At 63.1% G+C, this 22,140-nt stretch carries 29 protein-coding genes and 1 tRNA gene; 13 read left to right on the forward strand and 17 right to left on the reverse strand.

Translation table 11 applies throughout. The features are described from left to right. Nucleotides 1-8: 8 nt before the first annotated feature. Complete coding sequence (locus tag QOU61_RS18475) at nt 9-407, forward strand: RidA family protein (RefSeq protein ID WP_289652640.1); 399 nt, start codon at nt 9-11, stop codon at nt 405-407. A gap of 147 nt (nt 408-554) precedes the next feature. Here the strand turns inward: QOU61_RS18475 and QOU61_RS18480 are convergent, their stop codons facing one another. The 3 genes from QOU61_RS18480 to QOU61_RS18490 form a co-directional block, all read right to left on the reverse strand. Then, nucleotides 555-1,109, reverse strand: coding sequence for a hypothetical protein (locus QOU61_RS18480; protein ID WP_289652641.1), 555 nt, complete (start codon nt 1,107-1,109; stop codon nt 555-557). Next, nucleotides 1,054-1,404 (reverse strand): hypothetical protein, encoded by a 351-nt coding sequence (locus QOU61_RS18485; protein ID WP_289652642.1) that lies wholly within the window; start codon nt 1,402-1,404, stop codon nt 1,054-1,056. The genes QOU61_RS18480 and QOU61_RS18485 overlap by 56 nt, the downstream gene beginning before the upstream one ends. A gap of 189 nt (nt 1,405-1,593) precedes the next feature. Then, entirely contained in the window at nt 1,594-2,187 is a 594-nt protein-coding gene (locus QOU61_RS18490) for a formyltransferase family protein (RefSeq protein ID WP_289652643.1), read from the reverse strand. 258 nt (nt 2,188-2,445) lie between these two features. On the opposite strand from QOU61_RS18490, the gene QOU61_RS18495 reads away from it, so the two are divergent. Further along, the gene (locus QOU61_RS18495) at nt 2,446-2,730 is read left to right on the forward strand and encodes a hypothetical protein (RefSeq protein ID WP_289652644.1); all 285 of its coding nucleotides are present in this window, start codon (nt 2,446-2,448) and stop codon (nt 2,728-2,730) included. A gap of 101 nt (nt 2,731-2,831) precedes the next feature. Here the strand turns inward: QOU61_RS18495 and QOU61_RS18500 are convergent, their stop codons facing one another. From QOU61_RS18500 to QOU61_RS18510, 3 genes are all read right to left on the reverse strand, one after another. Further along, nucleotides 2,832-3,053, reverse strand: a complete 222-nt coding sequence (locus QOU61_RS18500; RefSeq protein ID WP_289652645.1) for a hypothetical protein — start codon at nt 3,051-3,053, stop codon at nt 2,832-2,834. A 499-nt stretch (nt 3,054-3,552) separates the two neighbouring features. After that, nucleotides 3,553-3,837, reverse strand: coding sequence for a hypothetical protein (locus QOU61_RS18505; protein ID WP_289652646.1), 285 nt, complete (start codon nt 3,835-3,837; stop codon nt 3,553-3,555). 239 nt (nt 3,838-4,076) lie between these two features. Continuing rightward, complete coding sequence (locus QOU61_RS18510; protein ID WP_289652647.1) at nt 4,077-4,454, reverse strand: hypothetical protein; 378 nt, start codon at nt 4,452-4,454, stop codon at nt 4,077-4,079. A 364-nt stretch (nt 4,455-4,818) separates the two neighbouring features. On the opposite strand from QOU61_RS18510, the gene QOU61_RS18515 reads away from it, so the two are divergent. After that, on the forward strand, nt 4,819-6,690 hold the full coding sequence (locus QOU61_RS18515) for a tetratricopeptide repeat-containing glycosyltransferase family protein (protein ID WP_289652648.1): 1,872 nt from the start codon (nt 4,819-4,821) through the stop codon (nt 6,688-6,690). Between the two features lie 21 nt (nt 6,691-6,711). Here the strand turns inward: QOU61_RS18515 and QOU61_RS18520 are convergent, their stop codons facing one another. Next, nucleotides 6,712-6,909: a hypothetical protein gene (locus QOU61_RS18520; RefSeq protein WP_289652649.1), complete on the reverse strand. Its 198-nt coding sequence runs from the start codon at nt 6,907-6,909 to the stop codon at nt 6,712-6,714. 245 nt (nt 6,910-7,154) lie between these two features. Between QOU61_RS18520 and QOU61_RS18525 the strand changes: the two genes are divergently transcribed. Further along, nucleotides 7,155-7,514 (forward strand): hypothetical protein, encoded by a 360-nt coding sequence (locus tag QOU61_RS18525; RefSeq protein WP_289662299.1) that lies wholly within the window; start codon nt 7,155-7,157, stop codon nt 7,512-7,514. Nucleotides 7,515-7,580: 66 nt separating this feature from the next. Next, nucleotides 7,581-8,432 (forward strand): outer membrane protein, encoded by an 852-nt coding sequence (locus tag QOU61_RS18530; RefSeq protein WP_289652650.1) that lies wholly within the window; start codon nt 7,581-7,583, stop codon nt 8,430-8,432. 174 nt (nt 8,433-8,606) lie between these two features. Here QOU61_RS18530 and QOU61_RS18535 read toward each other — a convergent pair whose 3' ends face one another. Both QOU61_RS18535 and QOU61_RS18540 read right to left on the reverse strand, forming a co-directional pair. Then, nucleotides 8,607-8,903, reverse strand: a complete 297-nt coding sequence (locus QOU61_RS18535) for a hypothetical protein (RefSeq protein WP_289652651.1) — start codon at nt 8,901-8,903, stop codon at nt 8,607-8,609. A 67-nt stretch (nt 8,904-8,970) separates the two neighbouring features. Beyond that, nucleotides 8,971-9,456, reverse strand: a complete 486-nt coding sequence (locus QOU61_RS18540) for a hypothetical protein (RefSeq protein WP_289652652.1) — start codon at nt 9,454-9,456, stop codon at nt 8,971-8,973. Nucleotides 9,457-10,317: 861 nt separating this feature from the next. On the opposite strand from QOU61_RS18540, the gene QOU61_RS18545 reads away from it, so the two are divergent. Then, nucleotides 10,318-10,653, forward strand: a complete 336-nt coding sequence (locus tag QOU61_RS18545) for a GYD domain-containing protein (RefSeq protein WP_289652653.1) — start codon at nt 10,318-10,320, stop codon at nt 10,651-10,653. An 84-nt stretch (nt 10,654-10,737) separates the two neighbouring features. Here the strand turns inward: QOU61_RS18545 and QOU61_RS18550 are convergent, their stop codons facing one another. The 3 genes from QOU61_RS18550 to QOU61_RS18560 all read right to left on the reverse strand — a co-directional run bounded on the left by QOU61_RS18550 (nt 10,738) and on the right by QOU61_RS18560 (nt 11,672). Continuing rightward, nucleotides 10,738-10,929, reverse strand: a complete 192-nt coding sequence (locus QOU61_RS18550; protein ID WP_289652654.1) for a hypothetical protein — start codon at nt 10,927-10,929, stop codon at nt 10,738-10,740. 154 nt (nt 10,930-11,083) lie between these two features. Next, nucleotides 11,084-11,455, reverse strand: a complete 372-nt coding sequence (locus QOU61_RS18555) for a hypothetical protein (RefSeq protein WP_289652655.1) — start codon at nt 11,453-11,455, stop codon at nt 11,084-11,086. 58 nt (nt 11,456-11,513) lie between these two features. Further along, nucleotides 11,514-11,672 (reverse strand): hypothetical protein, encoded by a 159-nt coding sequence (locus tag QOU61_RS18560; protein WP_289652656.1) that lies wholly within the window; start codon nt 11,670-11,672, stop codon nt 11,514-11,516. Between the two features lie 117 nt (nt 11,673-11,789). Here QOU61_RS18560 and QOU61_RS18565 point away from each other — a divergent pair, with 117 nt between their 5' ends. Then, on the forward strand, nt 11,790-12,023 hold the full coding sequence (locus tag QOU61_RS18565) for a DUF6894 family protein (RefSeq protein WP_289652657.1): 234 nt from the start codon (nt 11,790-11,792) through the stop codon (nt 12,021-12,023). 107 nt (nt 12,024-12,130) lie between these two features. Here the strand turns inward: QOU61_RS18565 and QOU61_RS18570 are convergent, their stop codons facing one another. Then, nucleotides 12,131-12,637 (reverse strand): hypothetical protein, encoded by a 507-nt coding sequence (locus tag QOU61_RS18570; RefSeq protein ID WP_289652658.1) that lies wholly within the window; start codon nt 12,635-12,637, stop codon nt 12,131-12,133. Between the two features lie 299 nt (nt 12,638-12,936). Here QOU61_RS18570 and QOU61_RS18575 point away from each other — a divergent pair, with 299 nt between their 5' ends. The 5 genes from QOU61_RS18575 to QOU61_RS18595 all read left to right on the forward strand — a co-directional run bounded on the left by QOU61_RS18575 (nt 12,937) and on the right by QOU61_RS18595 (nt 15,912). Continuing rightward, nucleotides 12,937-13,176 (forward strand): hypothetical protein, encoded by a 240-nt coding sequence (locus QOU61_RS18575; RefSeq protein WP_289652659.1) that lies wholly within the window; start codon nt 12,937-12,939, stop codon nt 13,174-13,176. A gap of 430 nt (nt 13,177-13,606) precedes the next feature. Continuing rightward, entirely contained in the window at nt 13,607-13,816 is a 210-nt protein-coding gene (locus tag QOU61_RS18580; protein WP_289652660.1) for a hypothetical protein, read from the forward strand. A gap of 493 nt (nt 13,817-14,309) precedes the next feature. Continuing rightward, a complete protein-coding gene (locus tag QOU61_RS18585) occupies nt 14,310-14,516 on the forward strand; it encodes a hypothetical protein (protein WP_289652661.1) in 207 nt (68 codons plus the stop codon). Between the two features lie 359 nt (nt 14,517-14,875). Beyond that, entirely contained in the window at nt 14,876-15,244 is a 369-nt protein-coding gene (locus QOU61_RS18590; RefSeq protein WP_289652662.1) for a hypothetical protein, read from the forward strand. Between the two features lie 326 nt (nt 15,245-15,570). Next, nucleotides 15,571-15,912 carry a hypothetical protein gene (locus tag QOU61_RS18595; RefSeq protein WP_289652663.1) on the forward strand — a complete coding sequence of 114 codons (342 nt, stop codon included), beginning with the start codon at nt 15,571-15,573 and terminating at the stop codon, nt 15,910-15,912. Between the two features lie 141 nt (nt 15,913-16,053). Here QOU61_RS18595 and QOU61_RS18600 read toward each other — a convergent pair whose 3' ends face one another. Next, on the reverse strand, nt 16,054-16,197 hold the full coding sequence (locus QOU61_RS18600; protein WP_289652664.1) for a hypothetical protein: 144 nt from the start codon (nt 16,195-16,197) through the stop codon (nt 16,054-16,056). 922 nt (nt 16,198-17,119) lie between these two features. Between QOU61_RS18600 and QOU61_RS18605 the strand changes: the two genes are divergently transcribed. After that, entirely contained in the window at nt 17,120-17,263 is a 144-nt protein-coding gene (locus QOU61_RS18605; RefSeq protein WP_289652665.1) for a hypothetical protein, read from the forward strand. Nucleotides 17,264-17,994: 731 nt separating this feature from the next. Here the strand turns inward: QOU61_RS18605 and QOU61_RS18610 are convergent. The 3 genes from QOU61_RS18610 to QOU61_RS18620 form a co-directional block, all read right to left on the reverse strand. Next, a tRNA-Lys gene (locus QOU61_RS18610) sits at nt 17,995-18,070 on the reverse strand. 221 nt (nt 18,071-18,291) lie between these two features. Continuing rightward, nucleotides 18,292-21,132, reverse strand: coding sequence for a glycosyltransferase (locus tag QOU61_RS18615; protein ID WP_289652666.1), 2,841 nt, complete (start codon nt 21,130-21,132; stop codon nt 18,292-18,294). Nucleotides 21,133-21,433: 301 nt separating this feature from the next. Beyond that, the gene (locus QOU61_RS18620; protein WP_289652667.1) at nt 21,434-22,009 is read right to left on the reverse strand and encodes a beta-1-3, beta-1-6-glucan biosynthesis protein; all 576 of its coding nucleotides are present in this window, start codon (nt 22,007-22,009) and stop codon (nt 21,434-21,436) included. Nucleotides 22,010-22,140: the final 131 nt, after the last annotated feature.

The raw sequence follows: 22,140 nt of genomic DNA on the forward strand, positions 1-22,140 counted from the left end.
ACTGGCGCATGCGTATCCTGCAACCGGCCGAATGGTCAAAGCCGCGCGGCTTCTCGCACGGTGTCGAATTCAGCGCTCCCGGCCGCTGGATCGTGCTGGCAGGCCAGACCGGCCATGAGGAAAGCGGCGACTATCCGCCAGACCTTGCGGCGCAGGTCGGCGTCGCACTCAAGCGGATCGTCGAGCTGTTGGCGGAGGCGGGTGCGACGCCCGGTCACATCGTTCGCCTCAACTGGTATCTGACGAGTCGCAGCGACTATGAGGCCGCGGGCGCCGGCATTGGTGCGGCCTGGAAGGAAACGCTGGGGCGGAGCTTCCCGCCTTCGACGCTGCTCTTCATCGGCGGCCTCGTCGACGCCAGGGCCAAGGTCGAGATCGAGGTGACGGCGTTCGTGCCGGAAAGCTAGAACATTTCGGTTCTGATGGAATCAGAACCGATGCTCCAGATTCTGGTTTTGACGCGTTTTCTTCGCGCGAACCGGTATCCGCATCGCTCGAAAACGCTCTCGCGCCAGCGCCGGGCCGAAGCCCGGCGCGACAGTCCGCATTGGCGATCAGCGCGACAGCGTGATGTCGGCGGCGCGGAACTGGCTGTCGGCGCGCATCGCGATCGACTGCTTGCCGCCCGCCGTGCGCAACGCGATGTTGGCGTTGAAGCCGGCTGCGCTCGCGAGCACCTCGAAGCGTCCGCCGCCGCCGCGACCTTGCAGCGTGCCGGCGACGTTGCGGCTCGACTCGGTCCAATTGCCGGTCACCGCGCCGCCCTCGTCGACGACACTGGCCTGCAGGTTGAACTTGTAGGCGTCGCTGGCGCAGGTCAGCGTCATGTTCATGTTGGGTCCGCTGACCGCATAGGTCGCGCGGCAGCGGATGCGTTCTCTCGAACCATCATCCAGCGTGACCGTGCCGCTGCCGGCCCAGCTGCCCGCCATGCCGGCGAAAGGGCCGGCCTGCGCGTGCGCTGTCGAGCTGAAGCTCGCGGCCACAAAGAAAACGGCGGCTGCCATCGACAGCCGCCGAACCATCACAAGGGCGTCGACTAGGTTGCCCGCTTTACTGCCGCGATGCTTGCCACCGACCGCTGCACGGTATGCCCGCTGAAGCGCCATTCCACTTTCCCGATCCGGAGTTGCCACTGAGTTGACCGTTCGCATATGCACCATTGATGGAGACTTTAACAAGGCCTCCATTACCGATGCTGCCCGATACGTTGGAGCCCGGCGCCGAAATCTTACCGTCGGTCACAGTGAGCGTCGAGCTTGCGGTCGGTTCGCAGGTGCCGCTGTGCGTGGTGATGGTCACGGTCCACAACCCGTCATAGGGAGTCTGGGCCAGCGCGGGGGCCGTAGCCGCACTGGAGAGGATGGAAGCAAACAATATCGAGGCAATGGCGTTGAGACGCATGAATCAAGTTCCCGATGTGTGTGATGCTGCGGCTTATCTCGGCACAATGTGACCAAAATTTGATGCGCCGCAGCAAGTGGAATTGTTCCTGTCGTACCAAGCACATGCGCGTGAGGCCGCGCAACCCGAAAGGGCGGTTCCGGACAGTTTAAGGATAATTTTTAGGGGTAACAGGGCACCCCCGTCGACCTATTGCGGAGGCAGATTCGGGGCCTGCGTGGCGAACTGCTCGTCCTGCGGCTTTGCCGGCAGCGTGCCATGGGTCTTGGCATGGTCGATCACCTCGGCCAGCAGCCGCAAGCCCAGGGGCGCCAGCGCGCGCTCCCACAATTCGCGCGCGGTCTCCCCCTTCTTCACGAAGCACCAGTCCTGGGCGGCGATGGCGCCCGCGTCCATCCGGTCGGCAAGGTGATAGACCGTGCCGCCGGCGATCGGATCGCCCTCCTTGATCGTCCATTCCACCGCGGCGATGCCGCGATGGCGGGGCAGCAGCGAGGGGTGGTAGCCGATACCGCCAAGCCGGGCTGCCGCCAGCGCCTCCCTGGTCACCTTGGCGTGACTGTGCGCCGTGACGATCAGGTCGGTGCCGGGCGCAATCTCCGCGGCCGTCACGCGCTTCGGATCGGCCTGCACCACGACCGCTATGCCCGCAGCCGTGGCCGCAGCGGCGAGCCGATCTTCTGCATCCGCCACCACCACGCGCGCGATCTCGACGCCGCGTTCGCGCAGCGCGTTGAGGGTGGTCACACCGAAATGGCGGGAGCCGACGAGGGTGATGCGCATGGTGTCGAGGTTCCGTCGTGCGGGCGAAGGGCGGAACGTCGATAACACGCCGGCCGCCCTGGTTGCGCAAGGGCTAACAGCACCGGCGCGGTTATCAACAGGGGCGGCCGGCGCGCATTTTCAGGCCCTCGCTCGAACCCGCCGACGCGTTGCTGCGGCTAAGACAGGCGCAATCGGAACCTGTTCTCGTGTCGCGCGTCCTGCGCCAGCAAAAGGCGAGCATCGAAAAGGCTTCGATGCTCGTCTGGGAGCAACACCATGAACGGCAGATGGCCGAAAGTCATCCTGATGAGCGGCGTGACCACAGCGATCCTGATCTACGAGATCGGCACGGCAAGCGAAGCGCCGGGGCAGGCCCTGGCGCTGCTGCAGTACGGCCTGCTCGGCTGTGCGTTGTTCAGCCTAGTGTGGTGGTTCGGAAGTTCTCTTCACTTGTGCTGCGGGTTCGCCAAGAGAACTTCCGAACCAAAACCACATCAGAATTATAAGCTTGCCAGTGTCCTTTCGAACCCGAAGTTCGCAAAAGAGGTCACTGCGACGTGATGCGAACTTCGGGTTCGGGACACTGGTCGGCGCGCTCGTGATGATGGCGTTGGGTGAGTGACGCGGGCTCGATGCAGGCGTCGCGCAGATGAGCGGCCGCCTCAGTCCGAGACGCGCCGCTCGCTCACCAGCCAGCTGTGCAGGATGCGCCACTTGTCGCGGCCCCTGGCCTGAAAGTCCAGCAGGGTCGATCGCGTGTCCTGCAACTCGAAGTAGAATTTCAGGGACTCCCGTCCCGTCGGCCCCTTGGTATCGATCGACTGGGTCTGCAGCCAACGATCCCATTCCTTGATAATGAGCGAACGCACTTCCTTCTGTTTCATCCCACGCGGCCTCGCGTTGCGAGCCCTTGAAAGGGCTCGAGTGATCGCGCGCTGGTCCGAGGTCGAGACGAGCAGACTTGTCGCCCTCTCATCCCCCTCGTCGGGATTCGAATTCCAGGACCGCCAAAATACTGCTTGGGCAATATTCGGCGGCATTTCCGAAAACGACGCGGCACGGATGCAATCCGAGTCCACACCGACAGAACATTCGGCAGCCGCCGCGCCGATTCGTTCGCGGGCAGAGTGTGGCAGGTGCAATTTAAGCTTTTCTGAAACGCACTGCAGAAAGCTCCCTTGACCCGGGAGCCACATCGCCCACGGCGTTGTTATAGTCGACGTTGCGCGGGGGGCGAAGACAATTCTTTAAGCTGCTGATGGTTAAATCAAAAGGCCGCACCGCCGCGCGGCCGAGTAGCCGGGTGCCTTGTCTTCAACCTACCCCAGGGCATGCGCATCCGGCTATTTCGCGGGAATCCACCTTGCGTGGCTCGCTGGTTCGTCAGGTCCCGATCGCATTCCATTTGCCCCAGGGCACGGTCGCGAGGCTGCGAAAATCAGTGCCGCGCGGCCGTCGGGTGTCCTTCTCGTGGGCGGCAACCACCTGCTCGGATTCGCCGATCTTGCGCTTCAGCTCGACGATCGATTTCTGCTGCTGCGCGGCATGGCGCGAGCCCGCGATCTCGCCGAAGGCAAACCGGCCGGTCTCCAGATTCTTCAGCGCTTCCCGGTTCTTCCTGAGCTGTGCCCGGTGCCAGGCGATTTTGCTGTCGCTGTCTGCCGCCATCATGGTCTCCTGATTCGCCGGTGGAGTGGGTCTGGCATTCGCTTCCGCCAGCCTCGAGTTCGCGAAGCGAAGGTCAAATCCAAAACTCCACCAGAATCCTGGGTTTGCCAGTGGTCCCTCGAGTCCAACATTCGCGAGAGCGCCGCCCAATTTGGCGAGCGAATGTTAGAATCAGGCCGCTCGGACCTTATCATGGCCTGTGCCGCGGCGATTTGGAGGCGGATTTTCGCGAAACAAGGCTATCGCTTGGCGCAGAGGACCACCGCTTCGGGAACGTCCGACTGACCGGGGCGCGGATCGCAGGCAACGCCGCTGTCGCTGATCGTTCGAGGCGCCTGGTTGACCGAACCGGTCTTCGACAGGCAGGTCGCGCTGACCATGACCTCGTCGACCCCGCACATCGCCGGCCTTGATACGCCACCTTCGGCCGAGGAGCGCACGACGCGGAATTGCGGAGGTGGGGAGACGCCGTTCTCTCCATTCTTGCTCGGCGGTCCCTGCGGACCCTGTGGGCCGGGCGGGCCAGCGGGACCGGCGGCGCCGGGGTCGCCCTTCTCACCCTTGTCGCCCTTGTCTCCTTGAGGGCCGGAGCACCCGGCAACGGCGACAGAAAGCATCAGGACACCAAGGATCAGCGAGCATCGCATCTGACAACCGCCTGTGAGCAGGGCGCTCGTCAACGTGTGCCGCGGGTGTCCGGTTCCCGCGCCTTGATCGCCTCAGACGATCCAGTGCTTCCGCATCTCGATGAGGCGGGCCTTGCAAAACTCCCGATAGATCAGGTTGAGGAGCGCGACCATGACCGAACTCCGTTGTTGATCAGGCGCTAGGGACGCTGCCCCGCGATTGTTTCGGGATGCTTTCGCGGGGAGGCGAAAATGGTTTCGCGGCCGAGGAAAACGGCTTCGTCCAGCTCGGTTCGGGCCGCTTTCTGGGGACAGCGGAATCATCTAAGTGATCGCGGTCAGGTCAGAATCGCGCATGAACCGCAGGGAACGCAGGGCCGCCGCCAAGGGCGCCAAATCCGACCCGGGCAAGGCTGGGCTGGACCCGGCGGGACTGGCGCTGCAGCGGGCGGACCCGCGCCTGCGACCGACCGCAACACCTGCGACCCTTCATCAGGCCGCGCTCGGGCACCTGAGCGGCGGACGCCTGCTCGATGCCCAAGCCTGCTGCCAGCAGGCGCTCGCGATCGACCCGGAGCATGTCGACACATTGCATCTGATGGGGGTGCTGGCGCTCCAGGCGAAGCAGCCCGACCACGCCGTCGAATGGTTTTCGCGCGCGATCAGGCTCGCGCCGAGGCCCGAATATCTGGCCAGTCTTGGCGTTGCGTTGAAGCAGCAGGGCCGGCTCGCCGACGCACTCGGCGTGTTCGACAAGGCGGTGCAGCTCAAGCCCGACGACGCCGACCTGTGGAAGCATCTCGCCGGCGCGCTGCTTGCGCTCGAGCGCCCCGCCGACGCGCTGCTTGCCTATCAGCACGCGCTCACGCTCAATCCGCGGCAGTTCGAAGCGGCGTTTCAGGTCGGCATACTGCTGCATCGCCTTGAGCGCTTCGAGGACGCGCTCGCGCAGTTCGACCTGTGCGACCGGTTGCAGCCGGCGCATGCGGCGACGCTGCAATGGCGCGGACGGGCGTTGCGCAGCCTGAAGCGGCTCGACGAAGCGCTTGCCGACAGCCGTCGCGCCCATGCGCTCGACCCCGGCGATCCCTTCACCTGCAACAATATCGGCGACGCGCTGGTGTGGCTCGGCCGTGCGGCGGAAGGCCTGCCGTGGTTCGACAAGGCGCTGGCGCTCCGTCCGGATCTCGCCGACGTCCTCATCAACAAGGGCTTTGCGCTGATCCAGCTTCATCGCTTCGACGAGGCGGTCGCGACCTACGAGCGGGCGCTGCGGCTCGCCCCGGATCACGCCAAGGGCGCCTATCACCTGGCGCATCTGCACCTGTTGCTCGGCAACTACGAGGCAGGCTGGGCCGCGCGCGAACAGCGCTGGAAGATGCCGGACTATTCGCCCGGCTACCGCCAGTTCGCTGTGCCGCTTTGGCTCGGCGAGACGCCGATCGAAGGCAGGACCATCCTGATCCATGGCGACGAAGGGTTCGGCGACACGCTGCAGTTTGCGCGCTATGTGCCGCTGCTCGCGGCGAGGGGAGCGCGGGTGGTGCTGATGGTGCAGGACGCGCTGGTGTCTCTGCTGTCAGGGCTGCCGGGGATCGTGGCCTGCATCGCTTCGTCCGCCGCCACGCTGCCGCCGCACGACCTGCACTGCCCGGTGATGAGCCTGCCGCTCGCCTTCGCCACGCGGCTCGACACGATTCCTGCGCCGCTGGCGTTGCCGCCGCCTGGCGCCGATCGCATCGCGGCCTGGGAAGATCGCCTCGGTCCGCGCGGCCGCCTTCGGGTGGGGCTGGTCTGGTCCGGCAATCCGCGGCAGACCAATGACCACAACCGCTCGATGCCGTTTTCGACGCTCGTGCCGCTGCTCGATTGCGAGGCGACCTTCATCAGCCTGCAAAAGGATGTCAGATCCGGCGATGCCGCAGCTCTCGCCGCGCACCCCGGGATCCTCGATCCGACGGCCGACATCGCGGACTTCCGCGACACCGCCGCGCTGATCTCGTGCCTCGATCTCGTGATCACCGTCTGCACCAGCGTCGCGCATCTCTCAGCCACGCTGGGACGACCGACCTGGGTGATGCTGCCTTATGTGCCGGACTGGCGCTGGCTGTGCTATCGCGACGACAGCCCCTGGTATCCGAGCGTGCGCTTGTTCCGCCAGGATGTGACGGGCAGCTACGTCGGCGTCGTCGATCGCGTTCGTGGCGCACTTACCGGCCACGGATGATCGGATGGGCGATCGGCCGTCCTAGCGCTCGTCGCGCATATAGGGGCTGTGCGCGGTCACGAGCTTCAGCTCGGGATCGTCCTCCCATGACGCATGTCGCGACAGGCGGATTTCCGCGAGCCGGTCAACCCCGGCCGCTACCTGCCGGTCGGCAAGCGTGAGGATCAAATGGGCAAGGCCGCCGGCAAAAGCGGCAAAAATCCAAAAGCGCAGTCCCATCAGGCGCTCCCTTCGCGAACCCCAGCAGGACCAAGCACAAAGCGGGCCATCGTAAGGCGAGGGGGAACCGGCGTTACGCTGTCGGCAGCAAAAAGCCGCTGACCCTGCGGCCAGCGGCTGTCCGGGCCAAAATTGTTTCGGAATGAAAAGCCGCACTAGCCCGGTGCTAGAACCCTAGAGCAAGGCGGCGATGCGGTCGGTACACTTTTGTACGCTGGGATCAATTCGCCACGAACGCGCTGCTATTGCGGATCGCGGCGCAGGCCGGGGCCGGCCTTGCCAATCAGATCCAGTACCTGCTCGATTTCCGCAAGCAGGCGCCCGATCTCGGCGCGTTCATGCGGGCCGGGATCCTCTCGCAGCCGTTCCAGAAGCTGCTGTCGTCGCGCAAGAACTCTTGCTGCCGTCGTCATCCCTGCTCATCCGGATATGTTCAGCATCCGGACGTCAACGCGCAATGGCCGCGCCTCGATCCCGTGCGGCGGGAACCGCTTGGCCGGAACGCGGGTGTGGCCGCCAAGACACATAAGTTTGGGTTCCGCTCGTCGGTGCCGCAACACCTCTTGCCTGGCAGCGAATGCGATGCTGGATTGGGAACATATTGAAGTGCGGCGCTAAGTCGCCAATTCATGCAGCTTTTTTGCTCTCGTAAATGATTTAGGGGGTGTGCCTTGAAAGGCCTTTCGCTCGCGGCCGCTATCGTCGGCTTGTTTTCCGCCCATTCCGTCCTCGCCGCCGACCTGCCCGTCAAGGCGCCGCCGGTTGTACAACCGGTGTTCAGCTGGGGCGGCTGGTATGTGGGTCTGAATGCCGGAGGCATTTGGGACCACAACAACGTCAACAACTTTATCACGACACCCGCGACGGCCGTACCGAACGCGATTGCCGTTGCGGCTCTCGCCGGCAATGGCGGCGTCAACGGCAGCGGTTTCGCGGGTGGCGCGCAGGTCGGCTACAACTGGATGGTCAACCGCTCGTGGATGCTCGGCCTGGAGGCCGATATTCAGGGCATTTCCATGAGCGAGCGGCGCGTCAGCGGGCTCGCAGTGGCCGGGCCTAATACGGGCCAGGACTTCGACTCGATCCGGCACAACTGGCTCGCGACCTTCCGTGCGCGAGGCGGCTACGCGTTTGATCGTGCGCTGGTTTACGTGACGGGCGGTTTGGCCGTGGGCGACGCCAGCTTCTCGCGCACCCAGACCTGGAACTTCTTCGGTGATGGATGCCCCGCCGATCCGCGAAATGGCCTCGCCTCGTGCCATGTCGGATCGTCGTCCAACACGCTGACTGGCGGGGTGGTCGGCGTCGGCGGAGAATATGCGTTCTGGGGAAACTGGAGCGCCAAGGTTGAATATCTTCACACCTGGCTGTCGGGTTCCACGAACTTCATTACGCAGAACCGAGGCACCGCGTTCGTGACGCCGGGGGGCGTCATCATCACGGCACAGCAATTCAACCAGTCTGCGAGCACCACCGGCATGGACCTGGTGCGAGTCGGCGTCAACTATCGCTTCGGTCAGTGAAATCTATCCGGCAAAAAGCCCGGCGCGAGCCGGGCTTTTTTCTTTGCGGGGATGCGTTCGGTTCCGGCCCCGGGCTGGTTCGGCCCGCGGCGCGCAGGGAAGGTGGGGCCGCTTCGGCAGCACTTTCGTGCCTGCTCTGAAGGGCTCGCCGTTATGGCCGACCGGTCGTTGCTCTCAGGAAAGCCTTCGAAACAAGTAGACCGCGCCATGCGTGCCTTGCTCGCGCTTGCGCTCGACCTTGCCATCGCGCGCCAGGCGATCGAGCCTTGCGCGGGTCTTGCGGTCGTCGGCGGCCCCGATCAGCCGGGAGACCGCCGTGCAGGAGAGCCACGCTCGCTGCGGCATGATTGCGATGATCATGGCTTCGGTCTTGCGCGCCCGCATGCGATGCGGATCGTTGCAGGCGCGCTCGGTCAGTTCGTGCAGCGCCGACAACCGCGAGCCGGTGGCATTTCGAACCAGCGTGCTCATGAGGCTTCCGTCCATGCAGAGGCCGCCGGTGGCCCGAGGGCACACCACCGGCGGACCGCCCGGGGGATCATTTCTTCTTTGCTTTGAGCCTGTCGTTCGGAGGGGTAACCGCAATCTTGTCCTTGAGCTCGGAACAGGTCTTGCGGACCTCCGCCGTCACCAGCGAGCAGGTCTCGATTTGAACGAAAACGCGCTTGGCTTCCTCGCGGTAGCGTTGTGCGGTTTCCTTCAGCTCCTGGTTCACGCTGAGTGCCTCGCGCGCCATCGCCTCGCACTGCTTGACGCACTCGATCAGCTCGGCGCCCATCGTCTCGATCTCTTTCGCCGCAGCTTCGTATTCGCGCACAACGGCTTCAGCCGACAACCTGCCGATCTCCGTTGCTCCCTCGCGATGCTCGACGTAGTCCGGCATCGCAAGGGCGGGCGCACCGATCCGAAGCGGTGCGATATCGGCGTGACGCGGCGGCTCGTGGACTGGCGGCCTGTTCCGCACCTCTGCCTCGATCTCGCGCTCCATATCAGTCAAAAGTCGTCCCATGGATGACTGCACCATCACTAGTACTCCCTTCATCAATACAAGTTAGGGACACTACTCGGCGCCAAATCCTCAGCCACTTTGAGTTGCCGTACAACAAAACCAGTCGGTTAAGCTTGCCAGTTAAGCTTTATGCCGACGCTGCGGGTTAATTCTGGAACCGCCGAGGGGTCGTCAGTCCAAAAAGGCGATCAAATACACAGCTCATCTTGCCCGCGCGGACCCAGAAAATTCGCGAACCTTGCGCCGAAGGCCGTCAGGGTCAGATTTCGCTGAGCCCGTTGACCCAAAGTCTAGCAGAGTATCGGGGGAGCGCATAGCGGAAGGAAAGGGCGACGTGAGCGTCAGCGCAGCTCAGTTGGTGTAGAGATGAAGCAGAGCTGCGGGCAGGGCGCACCGAAACCTGGAAATAACAACGGCAGTGAGGCCCGCCAGTCTCGCAATCCTTTTCTTGATCGGGATATATCTTTCCGCATACCTCGAAATAGGTAGAAGTCCCCGGCCGCCGGCGCGGACTGCTTGCCGCCGCAGCGGAATGAGCCCGTTCTGCCCAGCCGCACGATCGAGCGGCCGCTACCTGGCGGCTCCTGGGGACGCGGAGGCCGATTCGAAACCGCGCATGCGGGCGCAAAACCTCGAATGCGTTGCCTCGTGCGCGAGGTGATCACGAGGGAGGTGGCGCAAGCGTGCCCGGCGGGTGTAGAGTTCGCGCAGAGCCGCGACCGGGATGTGCCGAAATTCCGGAAAAACGACGCGCGGCGCACATGGCCACGGCGGGCCCTGCAATCCTTATTTTTTCATGATCAGAACAGGCCGTTCCGAGCAGATCGGAAGGGTCCTCGTCCATTTTCAGAACGCGCATGAACGGGAGGAATTGCCATGCATTTCTGCCTGACCGGACAGTATACGCCGCGATCACTCAACGCCATCATGGAGAACCCCGCGACAAATCGCTACGAGGCGGCCAAGAAGCTGATTGAAGCCGCTGGCGGCAAATTGATTTCAATGTACAGCACCGCCTCCGACGGTCCCGGCGTGCTGGTGATATTCGATGTGCCTGATCCCTCGGCCGCGCCCGCGGTCAGCGGTGTGGTCGTCGCCGCCGGCACGATTCACAACGCGAAGCTGACCCGGCTCTTTACACAGGATGAAATCACGAAGGTGCGCCACACGGCCAGCAAGCTCCGGACCGCCTATTCTCCGCCCGGCAGCTGATGCCATTTGGTCGTCACGACAAATCTTGATGCGTCCTGACAGCGTGAAGAGAGGCCGCCTCGGTTGGCGGCCTCTCGTTTTACCTCACTGCTGCTTTCGCGCAGCCACGGCCTTGTGCCTTTGAATTTGCTTGTCCTTCCACTTGTCATATTTGGGATGGTTGTAGCTCGCGAATCCGGCGCTGCGGGTGGCGTCAAATGCCGATGCCGGGCTGACTGCAACAAAACCACCGGCCACGGCGAGCAATAGAGCCAGTGTCAAAAACCTGGTTGCCATGGACGTTTCCTCCTTTCTGGAAACGGACCACGATAGCGACAGGGTGCTCCCGAGCGGTGAGCACAAAAGGATCAGTCGGCATTACCCTTTCGGGGTAGGGCGGCCGACACTGCCCATTGGCCTTGACCGGGAGGAAATGGGCGCGCGCCGCGTCTCAATCGGAGCTTGGCAGCGCCTCGGGGACAGGAATTGACCGAAGCCTTGAGCGGCGCCAGCACTGGAAATTGATCACGGCGCCCACGATCAGCATGGGTGCGATCGCCACAAAGCCCATCAGCGGCGACAGCGGCTTTGGCGTGACCAATTCGAGTACCATCTCCGAGATCATCCAGAGTGTCGCGAAGATTACCGCAAAATCCATCCGCGGAACGCGCAGCCAGTACAGGATGGCCGAAATGGCGGTGGCCGGCGCTATCGCAGCGCCGATCACGTAGACGGAAAGCTCTTTCGGCGTCGCGGCATCAATGACCAGGGACGCGAGAAGCCAAAGGCTTCCAAACATGATCGCAATGTCGAAATGCCTCACGCCAGTTCTCTCGTGCGACAATTTGGCACAAAATTTCTTGCGTAAGGCGCGCCTATCGTCAAGTGGCAGACGCCACGACGCGGGCGTTTTCCTGCGCCTTGGCAATCTGCCCGAACGGCGCTTGCGCGGCGCAAAGATTCAGCGGCGCCTTGCGCAAGCACGCCAACGCCTCCTGCAGCAGGTTCTTCCGCGGAAAGCGCGGCGCACGCGCCGTCATGCGTGAGCCAAAATGCAACAGTTCCCCGCAAGCGCACGCGGCGATGCAAGTTGCATCTAAGGGAACCACCCGACTCGGGGTTACCATCTTGCGCAAACCGGAAGGAGGGACTTTCGGATGCCGTACTACTATTTCGATCTCGTGATCGGTGAAGAGTACAAAAGCCAGGGCGGCCTGATCCTGGAGGACCTTGAGCTTGCCTCGGACCGTGCCGAGCAGCTCGCCAGCGAGCTGTCCGTGGTGCGGCCCGAGTTGAAGGCCAAAGGCTGCGCGGTTCGTGTCACGGACGGCGATAACAGGGAACTGTATCGCACGCCGCTCGATCCGATCCCGCAGTGGATGCGACACTGACTGTGGAGACCTCCTCGCCGCGCGCGAGTGCGGCGAGGAGCACAAGATCGCGAAGGGCATGGCGCGATCGCGAGCCCGTTCAGCAATAGGCACGCCCAGCTCGCGGTTCAATGCGAGCGGGCAAAGCGTCCGACGCTCTCGCGCACGCTGGAGGCCGCTTGCGGCAGGGCAAGGCTGACTGCATCGACCAGCCGGCGCCGCCACGGCCGCGCCAGCACCGACAGCTTCCCTTCGAGCAGGGCCGCCTTCTCGCGCGCGGCCATCGTCCCGATGCTGGCCTTGAGCAGTTCGGCCAGGAGCTTGTTCGTGCGCTCACACTCCCGCTCGAAGTCGGCCCGGTGGCCGCTGGCAATGGCCTCCATCTCGATCAGGTCGGCCTGCAACGTTTCGATCTTTTGCTTGAGGGCGGTGACCACCTGTTGACCGGATGGTGCCTGCGGCCCCCGTGCGATCGGGGAATGGCTGATCTCGGTGAGGTCGACCTGGACCAGCGTCTTGCCATCGTTGGAGCGTGATCGCGGCAATCGATGCCGCTTCACGACAGCCCTGGCAGCTTCGGGGGAGATCTTGAGCCGTTCGCCCAGCTCGGCATAGGTCAGCATCTCGACGGGCATGATGGTCGCTCCCGCTTAGCCGGGCGGTCACCACCCGGTGCACGGCAAAACCATATCAATTCCGAGTTAAGGGCTGGTTTACTATGAAATGGGGCGTCGCTTTTGCCCGTGCGGCCGCATGCGAGCCGATCTCATGGCGGCGACAGCGGCGGTGTGCCCGACCGAGGGGGAATCGCAGGCGGCGGCATCTGTCGCCTCCGTGGAATAACAGCGGCGCTGCGCCGATCTTCAGCACGGACCCTGAGTAGCCCCGGCTCGCGCGGGCTGCGGGCTCCGCTCGCCTCTCTGGAGCAAATGCGATGCGTCATGCCTTGGCTTTGGGATTGTTGATCGCCCTGACTGTTTGCGCCGAAGCTGCAACGGCGCATCACGCCCACAAGCGCCATCACGTCGCCATCCGTCCTGGCGTGGCCTCAAGCTTCGCCGCCGTTCCAGGTTGGGCTGACGTACCCCGTCCCCCCTCGGCGCACTACAACGACACCCCGCGCTACGACGATCCGTCGAAGTTTGGCGGCGAGGCGGCGCTGCCCGTCCGCTAGGCGGCCAGCGCGCACTTTGCCGGTGGCGGTTCCCGCGACGAAATACCAGGACGGCATGTGTTTTGAACGCTGGCGCTTCGACCTTGGCGTCGCCACATATTCCCTATCATCGATCATGACCGCGCGGCATTGATGACTGAGAGACGCTACAGCGCTCCCGCCGAGCAGGAGGAGCGCTGTGAACGCCATCATCTATCCCTTGCATCTTCGCCGAACTTTCGAACGCCGCTGGGCGGCGCGAGCGACCCGCGACGAAACACGCCGGTCGCCATCGCAAGGGACGGATATCTGCGGTTGCGGAAACCTGGTCACCGCGCCCGCGAGTCCAGCCTATTTGCCCACTGGGAAAATCATGAACCGGTGGAGGTGCACGGCGTGCGGGGCGTCCTGGGAGATGTTTGTAGATCCTGCGAGTAGTAACGAGAATTCCATGAACCAGTCCGAGCTGCTTCGAAAGAATGCTGAAAACTGTTTGACCTTGGAGGAGGCCGCGCCCAGCGCGGCGGCCCGCAACCGGTTCAAGCGAATGGGGGATGCCTGGTACGCCCTCGCAGAGACGCAGGACTGGCTTGACGGCGTGATTTCGCCGATCCGCCCGCGTCATCCTCAGCGCACGCCGACACGGCACGAGGCTGATTGACCGGTCGCCCGGAACCAGTCGGGAAAACTGCCAACACCATTTGCGATTTGCGCCGGGACCGGGACGGGCCGCGCTGCCGCTGCAACCCAAGGGCGCCTTGTTCCCGTTGTGGAACGGACCTCGGCACGCACTGTAGATCCACTTCGAACATGCAATGACTCGCTCCGACCTCGTTTCCGTCTTAGGATCGGGGTCGGCTGTCGTGGAAGCTTGTCGTGGAACAAGGACTGAGGTTGGCAGTAGAACTGAAGCGTATTTAGTTTTGGGGTCGCTTGTTATGCGTAAGACCTTACCCGATCGGTGTCCTCACTGCGCTCAACGTCTCGAAATCGTTTGCGTTAGATTTAGATGGTCAGCCCCACCTGCGACCGTGTGCGCCTGCCCAAATTGCTCGGAAGCCGCGGTGGATGAGTGGAGCGGAACAACCAGGAAGAAGGTCCGCAGGGCAAAAAGGCTGATAAACAAGGCTCACCTGCGCTGGTGGGAATATAGAATGCTGGAAATACTGAACGCTCGTTTCAGATATATCGTCAGCTTTCTTCTCGCTGCCGTGATCTTCGCAGGTGTTCTGCGGCACACTGCTCATGTCTATGCCGGTTTCTCGCGCGCGGAAATTCGAGAAGGCGCCTTGATAGGCTTGATGGCCGTTGTTGCTGTCTCGGTCGTTTTGATCTTTTGGCGTCGACGCCGTCGCGGCTGAGGATTGAGGCGCGGCTTCCTTTCCCGATCCAGCCGTTCTCATGCGGCGGCCTGTCTTCATTCGCGGCGCCCGGTGCAACGGAAAGCGCGGTCGTTTGCACCTCGCAAATCATCAATAGCGTGAGGGAAAGAACGCGCCCGCTGGCTGTCGTGGCGCTGATCTTCGCCGCGCCTGAAGGCGCAAGCTTCGCGCACAATGCCGGTTTTACCGCGTGATCGGGTATTCCGCGGACGGGATACTGGCAGCTTGATGATGTACGACGGGATGACATCAGCGCTCACGCTGCGGTGAACAAGTGTGATGGCGGGCGGTCCGGCTGGGTGCCTATCTGATTTGAATATGACGAGAAGGCATTCATCATGAAACTTGCAGCGATAGCGATAGTCATCACGGTTGCTCTCTCGAGCGCGGCTGCCCTGGCGCAACCCGGCGAGACCAGCGACCAGGTGCCCACCTTTGATATCAACCGAAATTGTCGCGCTGAAGCAGCCGACGCAGCCACCAGCTTTCAGCAGGAAGAGGCGGATTGCGTGCGGGACGAAGTCAATGCGAAAAAGCAGTTGGGTCAGGAATGGTCCAAGTTGGGGCCTAACAAGAGAGACTGCATCGTGGAAAGCTCGATCGGCGGTGATCAAAGCTATGTCGAGCTCCTGACCTGCCTGGAAATGTCATCCCCCCAGTGGAACGGAGCCGAAGACCGGGCCGCCTCAAATGCCGAGCCCCATTGAGGGCTTTGGGGGCAGAACTGTCATCTAGTTGCGATCGACGCATTGTCGCCCGGCCCGAGCAAACTACGGGCGAAAGGTGGCTCGAGATCAGCTTTAAGCGAACACAGCCTTTAGCCCACGGCTACGGCCGGGAAAGGCCTCGGCTTCCGAGGAGCTTGCTGTTTTCGAGCCAAGTTGCTGAAAGTGCTGGTGAGCGAGCTGGCTTCTCAAGCTGCCCATCAATGGCTAATAGTGCCATTTGTGTTGACCAGCGATGGCACACATATTCGTCTCGCTTGTTCCTAGGCCTCCACTCAACCTCAGTCGCGCTTAGTCGAACGTCATTGATGCGCTACAAGACGCAATCTCTGCGCTCTCAGGCGCTTTATCTCTTCATCGAGCGCGTCAATTTGCTCTTCATGCTGTGTCGGTTTGATTTCCGAGTATCCGCCTCACGCAGCTTATTGAGCGCTTTCTCAACGGAGAGCTGCGTGGTTTCGGCCAAAGTGAATCCTCGTGACGTGAGAGCAGGGTGGGTGGGGGTCTCGGCGCTTGGGAATATTGGTGATCGATCGATGGTGCCGCTGACCCCGGCGATTCAGCCACGCCATTTCGAAGCGCGAGGCGGTAACAAGGGGGCGGGCTCAGGTCCGCGCTCACGTTTTGTTTTCGCCCCGAGCACGAACTAAAGCCTTATTTAATGGTGTCGGCAGATTGCCGAACCCACATCAGCTTCACGCATTCGGTGTTCTAGTGAAAGCTCGACTATGGATTGTTGCGACTCCAAGCTCAACGACAATGTGTTCGGCATACATGATTGGCTTAACCATCTACGGGATCAGGCGACCAGGTATCGAAAACTTGTCGAGCGAGCCGACGATCCTCTCGTTAAAACCGAACTGCGTGCGTTGGCGTCGGTCTGCGATGAGATCGCCGATAACGTCGAAGATCATCTGACGGATGAGGAAGACCATGCGCCGCGTGGCCCGTCGTCAAAACTATCATGAAGGGGGCCGCCAACTAAGCGACCGCGCGGGAGTCTGATCCGCGGCCATGAAGCCGCCCGGTCTCGCACTCACCCCGCTGGGGCAGACTTCGAGCCCGCCGATTCAGCCCGGCGGTTTTTCCCTTTGACTTTGGCGGGCGCGGCAAACTGCTGGCCCTGGCTTTGAAGCTGCTGCTTTTGAGGCGCCGTCTGTGGAACCGGTCTTGCAAATCTCGCGGCCCACCGTTGTTCGCATCTTCGTTGAACGTCCAAAGGGACAACACTCATAATCGGGAACTCCGGGTTTGCGCTCTGCCCCCGGTTGCTGCCGCCTTAACGCTCACGGCGTCCTAAAGGTCCTAACCGACCAAACCGGGTCACGGGGAATCAGCGTCGCCCGCGTTTGCGGCAGGCCATGATCGGCCCATCCGGCAGCACTCCGGCTGAGCCCGCACCAGCGGGCTTCCTGGACTCGTGCAGGGCCGTCGGGGCGGGGGCTTCGGCCCCCGCGCTACTCCTTCGCTGGAGGCGGCCAAACAGAACGGCCCTGTCGTGCTGAGAACACGACAGGGCCGCTCCACCGTGAAAGGCAGGGCAGCCGCCTTTCGCAGTGCGGATAGTCATCTAGTGTCCTAATTCGGACGGTCCCCCGCCTTAGTGCATGAAGACGAAAAGCAACCCTGCCGCGAGGATGAGCAGCGCCCCCTCTTTTCCAACGGACGGCAGATTACAATTCGAGGCTGACGTGGACCTTACGACGGCCACAGGCTTGACCTAGCGACTCGCGGGAGTCTGATCCGCGGCGGCGAGAGCCAGACCACCGCGATCAGTGCCACGACGGTCATCCGACATGACGGACAACGTTGCTGATCTCGGCGCGCTGAGAGGCCAAGGCGAACGAAATCCAGGCATTGCGCACCTATGACGACAACCAGCTGCAATGCGGCGGCCTTCTCGCCGATGCGATTGAGCAAATGTGGGACTTTGCCGATCGGGCAGAGATCGTGGAAGCCCTTCGGCGGGCCGCCAACATGCTCGATAGCCACCAGGATTGACGCCCGCCGCGGCGTGCCGGGGCTCGGTCCCGCGTCCTACTTTGTGGCGCGGGTCAATAATACCCGCGCCTAGCGTAGATGCTGACGCAATTTCTTGCTGGATCTAGGACGTAATCTCTGGGGCATTGCAACTCACCGTACGGGTTAAGCCACGGCCGCGTCACCGCGCCAACAGATCCGGGGCCTGGGTATGCGCCGCCATCGTTTCCTCGGTAGCGCCGGGAATAAATGCTGACGCACCAGCCATCCTGGAACACATAGTCGGTCGGGCAGACGGCTGACCCTTGATAGTTCCAGCGGGGTCTAACCAATCCCTGTGCCGAAGCAGCCGACGCAAAAGCCAACTCGGCGGCCGCGAAGGCAAAAATGATCGCACGTCGCATGTAATTTCCCTCCCGGATGGGAATCATCCTTACGGGAGGAATAGTGGTGATTCGAATCTGAACGACACGTGAAATAGGCAGATGGGCCAGGTTCAGGTTGAGTGTCGCGCGGGGCTTCGGTCCCGCGTTTCGTTCGGGGGCCGTCCGCTTCATGCCGGGCCGCCTGATTCATTTTCAGAGGGCGGCCCGCACTCCGCGGAGCCTCCAATCAAGCCCGCACCGGCGGCCTTCCTAGTTGGGAGGCTAATCGACGTTTGATGGCCAGCAGCGGCAGTCGATTTGCCAACACGGTGCCCACACGAGGCTCTAGGATGATTTGGAGATTTTGCGGTAAGTGCTTGATCTTGCTGGTGAGCGCGCTGGGGATCGAACCCAGGACCCCGTGATTAAAAGTCACGTGCTCTACCGTCTGAGCTACGCGCTCCCATCAGCCCGGCGGGCATGATCCGGATCGCAATATCCGTTCGCGCGAGGCGAGGGCGGACCGTCTTGACCATGCTTCCGGCCCGCGCTGTGTAGGGGGCTGGCCAGCCGGGGTCAATAGTGCAGGGCGCCGGCCGAAGCCCGGCGAGCCCACCGCGAAAGTCATGGTCGCCATCGAAAGCCGCCCGGTCGAGGTTCCGCGGCTGCCGCCTGCGCAGGCCGCTATCCCCGGGCGGGATCGTTGGATTTGGCGATGAATTCGGTCGCGACCGGCTGCGAGGGGCCGGCGACCGTCGGCATCGCCACCGGCCGCAGGCCGATCAGCTCGGCGGTGCGCACGCCGGCATGGCGCCAGAACGAGAACGCGTTGATCCGCGAGTTCTCCAGGATCGCGATCGCCACTGCCGACAGGAACGGCAGGCTTTCCAACACCAGCACGGCGGCGAAGATGTAGATCTCGTGGATCTGCTTGTAGCTGTTGGAGGCGACGAGCACGGCGGCGCCGACCAGCAGCAGGACGCCGATCACGGCCTCCCAGAACGCCTGGAATTCGATCGACATCCTGGACAGGCCGCCCTTGGAGGTGCGGGCGAAGGGCAGATGGTCCTTGATCAGGCCGTTGGCGACCGCGCGCGACACCGTCCATTGCACGCTCATGGCCGCGATCATCGCGCCCAGCATCTGGCCGGTCCTGATCGGAACCCGCTTGCGATACATCCAGACGAAGTGCAGCAGCGACACCAGGAACGCCGCCATGATCGGCAGGGTGAGGATCTTGTCGGGAATGGCGATGTCGGCAAAGGCGACGATCGGCACCCAGACGAGGTTGAGCAGCGCGACCAGCACGCCGAGGCTTTCTGCGCCGAGCCAGTTCAGCCAGCCCAGCGAGAATTCGCGCTTCTGGTCCGGCGACAGCCGGCTCGCGCCGGGCAGGAAGCGGCGCCAGTGCTTCTTGACGATCTGGAAGCCGCCATACGCCCAGCGGTGGCGTTGCTTCTTGAAGGCCTCGTAGGTGTCGGGCAGCAGGCCGTGGCCGTAGCGCTGGCTGGTGTAGTGCGTGAGCCAGCCATGCTCGATGATGGCGAGCCCGAGGTCGGTGTCCTCGCAAATGGTGTCGCCGGCCCAGCCGCCGGCCATGTCCATCGCGGCGCGGCGGATCAGGCACATCGTGCCGTGCACGATGATGGCGTTCTCCTCGTTGCGCTGGACCATGCCGATGTCGAAGAACCCGGCATATTCGCCGTTCATCATGTAATGCATCAGCGACCGGTCCTGATCGCGATGGTCCTGCGGCGCCTGCACGAGGCCGACGCGCGGATCGGCAAACGCAGGGACGAGGTCCTTCAGCCAGTCCGGATGCACGACATAGTCGGCATCGATGATGCCGATGATCTCGGCGTCCGCCGCGGTACGGTCCATGGCAATGCGCAGGGCGCCGGCCTTGAAACCCTTCACCTTCTCGGCGTTGATGAACTTGAAGCGTTCGCCGAGGGTGCGGCAATGATCCTGGATCGGCTGCCAGAATTCCGGATCAGGCGTGTTGTTGATGATGACGACGCATTCGAAGTTCGGATAGTCGAGCCGCGATACCGCGTCGAGCGTTGCCTTGAGCATCTCCGGCGGCTCGAAATAGGCGGGCACGTGGATCGACACTTTCGGGAAAGTCAGGTTCTCGCCGATCGTGGCGGGCGCAAGCGCGGCGTGCTTCTCGATCAGCCGGCGCGGTGGCTGGCCGAAGGCGATCGCGGCGATCTCCTCGATCCGCGCCATCGCGATCAGGACCAGCGGCACGAGCAGAATCATGCCGAGCGTCAACGCAAAGGCCGAGCCCCAGACGAAATAATGGCTGTTCCAATAGGCGAACACCGTGGCGGCCCAGGCGCCAACGCCGTTCGCCGCCGCTGACAGCAGCACCGCCTGCAACGCGGTGGGGTCGCGAAGCCGGAGGATCGGCAGCGACATCAGTACGCCGACCAGAAGCGCGATCGCGGCGAGCTTCCAGTAGTTCGGATCGACGACGGGACCGGTCCAGGCGAATTTCGGCTCGAGGGCGGTCGTGAAGATGCCCCAATAGGGACCGACGCCACCTTCCGTGTATTTCCAGGGCTGGTCGATCGCCTCGACGATGTTGTATTCCATGCCGATCGCCTCGGCGCGGCTAACGAAATTGCGCAGCGTCAGCGCCTGCTCGAACAGCCCGGGATTGGCCTTCTGCAGATTGTAGCCGGCGCTCGGCCAGCCGAATTCGGCGATCATGATGCGCTTGCCCTGGAAGGCGTCGCGCAGCTTCTGATGGATGATCATCGCCTGGTCGACGGCCTGCTTGTCGGAAAAGCCTTCCCAGTAAGGCAGGATGTGCGCGCCGATGAAATCGACCGATGACACGAGATCAGGGTGCTCTAGCCAGATGTTCCAGATTTCGCCCGTGGTGACGGGGACATTGACCGCGCCCTTGACACGCTGGATGACTTTTATCAGCCGATGAACGTTGTTTTCGGCAATTGCCCATTTGACCGCGACGGCTCTCTTGTCTTCCGGTTGCACTTCCGCGCCCCGAAGCCGCTCGCTTTCCTCGCGAAGGATGCGCGCGGCTTCTTCAGGCTCAATCCCGATCTCGGGCAGCGATCCTAGGTTCTCGAGCGGGATCTGCTCGCCCCGGTAGATGGTCTCATTGCCGACGACGATGCCAATGACATTGCTGTTGCGCCGCGCGAGCTTGATCGCGGCCTCGATCTCGCGGGTGTTGCGATTGCTGTCCTTGTCGATCCAGGCGCCGAGCGTAACCTTCAGGCCGAACTCCGCCGCGATCGGCGGCACCAATTCGTTGCCCTCGGTCGAGGAATAAAGGCGGACCGCCCGCGCCACCGTGGCGAGCTTCTTCAGGTCGGCACGGACTTTTTCGGCGTCGCTGTCGACGACGGTGTGCTTCGGTTCAAACGGCGCATAGGAGACGCTCGGCAGGATGCCCCTGAAGTCGGGTGCCGGCTCCTTGTCGCGCAGAAGGCCCCAGATCCCTGCATGAACGGCAGACACAAGCACAAGAACTGCGACGACGGCGCGCATCGCTACTAAACCATGGGGGGCTTGGATGGCAGGGAAACGGACCCGACCCCGAGATCCGACCAAGTCAGCGGCAAATCGAGCATATCTCTGCCACGCGTTTTAACAACTGGTATGACGCCATGGCGTTTTCAGGGCGCTCGGGCCGAAGACCAAGCCAACCGCTCAATTTTCCGATCGTTCCTAATGTGATTCCGGTCGCTTGTCGCGGCAACCTCTTTCCGCGATTTTCGCACGACGGCTCGGCACCATCGTGCCGACCGTTCGTTCGTTTGACCACTCTGGCCTGAACGCTTGCTGAACGCTATTTGGCGGGAGCAGCCGCGGCAGGCGGTGCGCCCGCGGCAGGGGCGGGTGCGGCGGCGCTACCCGATGTCGCAGCCGGGGCGGCGGGCGGCGTTGCGGCCGCCGCGGCCTGCGGCTGCGCGCCCGGATTGATCCAGCAGGCATGGACCCGGCGGGACAGGCTGTCCGGCACCTTGTCGTCGATTTCGCCGAAGAAGCGGGTCAGGCAGCGAAACGTCGCCTGCACGTGGCCGCCCGGGCAGCCGAACCGGTCATAGAGATCGAGGTGGCGGAAGGCGGTGTCGAGATCGTCGCGGTACATGAGCTGGACCACCCGGCGCCCGAGCCAGACGCATTCGGGATTGCCGGCCGGGCCATTGATGGCCTGCGCGGCCTCGGAGAACTGGTCGCTGCGGCGCTGGTTCTCCTTGGCGGCGTCAGTTGCGTTGGCGGCGGGCTTGCCCGACTGGTCCTGGGCGCGGATGTCGCCGCTCTGGCCGAAGGCGCTGCCGGCGCCAAGCAGGAGGGCGAGGGCGGGGACCGCAAGCTGACGCAGGACCGTACTGTGAAGCTGAAGCACCCGTCGACGACGCATGAATTCCCCGGTGTGGTTGGCGGTCCGCCGGCCGGCGGCTTTTGGCGAGCGCCGGCTTGATGACGTTCAATTAGGTCCCCAATGCGGCGGACTCAAATGACCCCGATCTGATGCCGGGTATTTGGCATTTT

This window comes from Bradyrhizobium sp. NP1 (genome assembly GCF_030378205.1).
GTDB lineage: Bacteria > Pseudomonadota > Alphaproteobacteria > Rhizobiales > Xanthobacteraceae > Bradyrhizobium.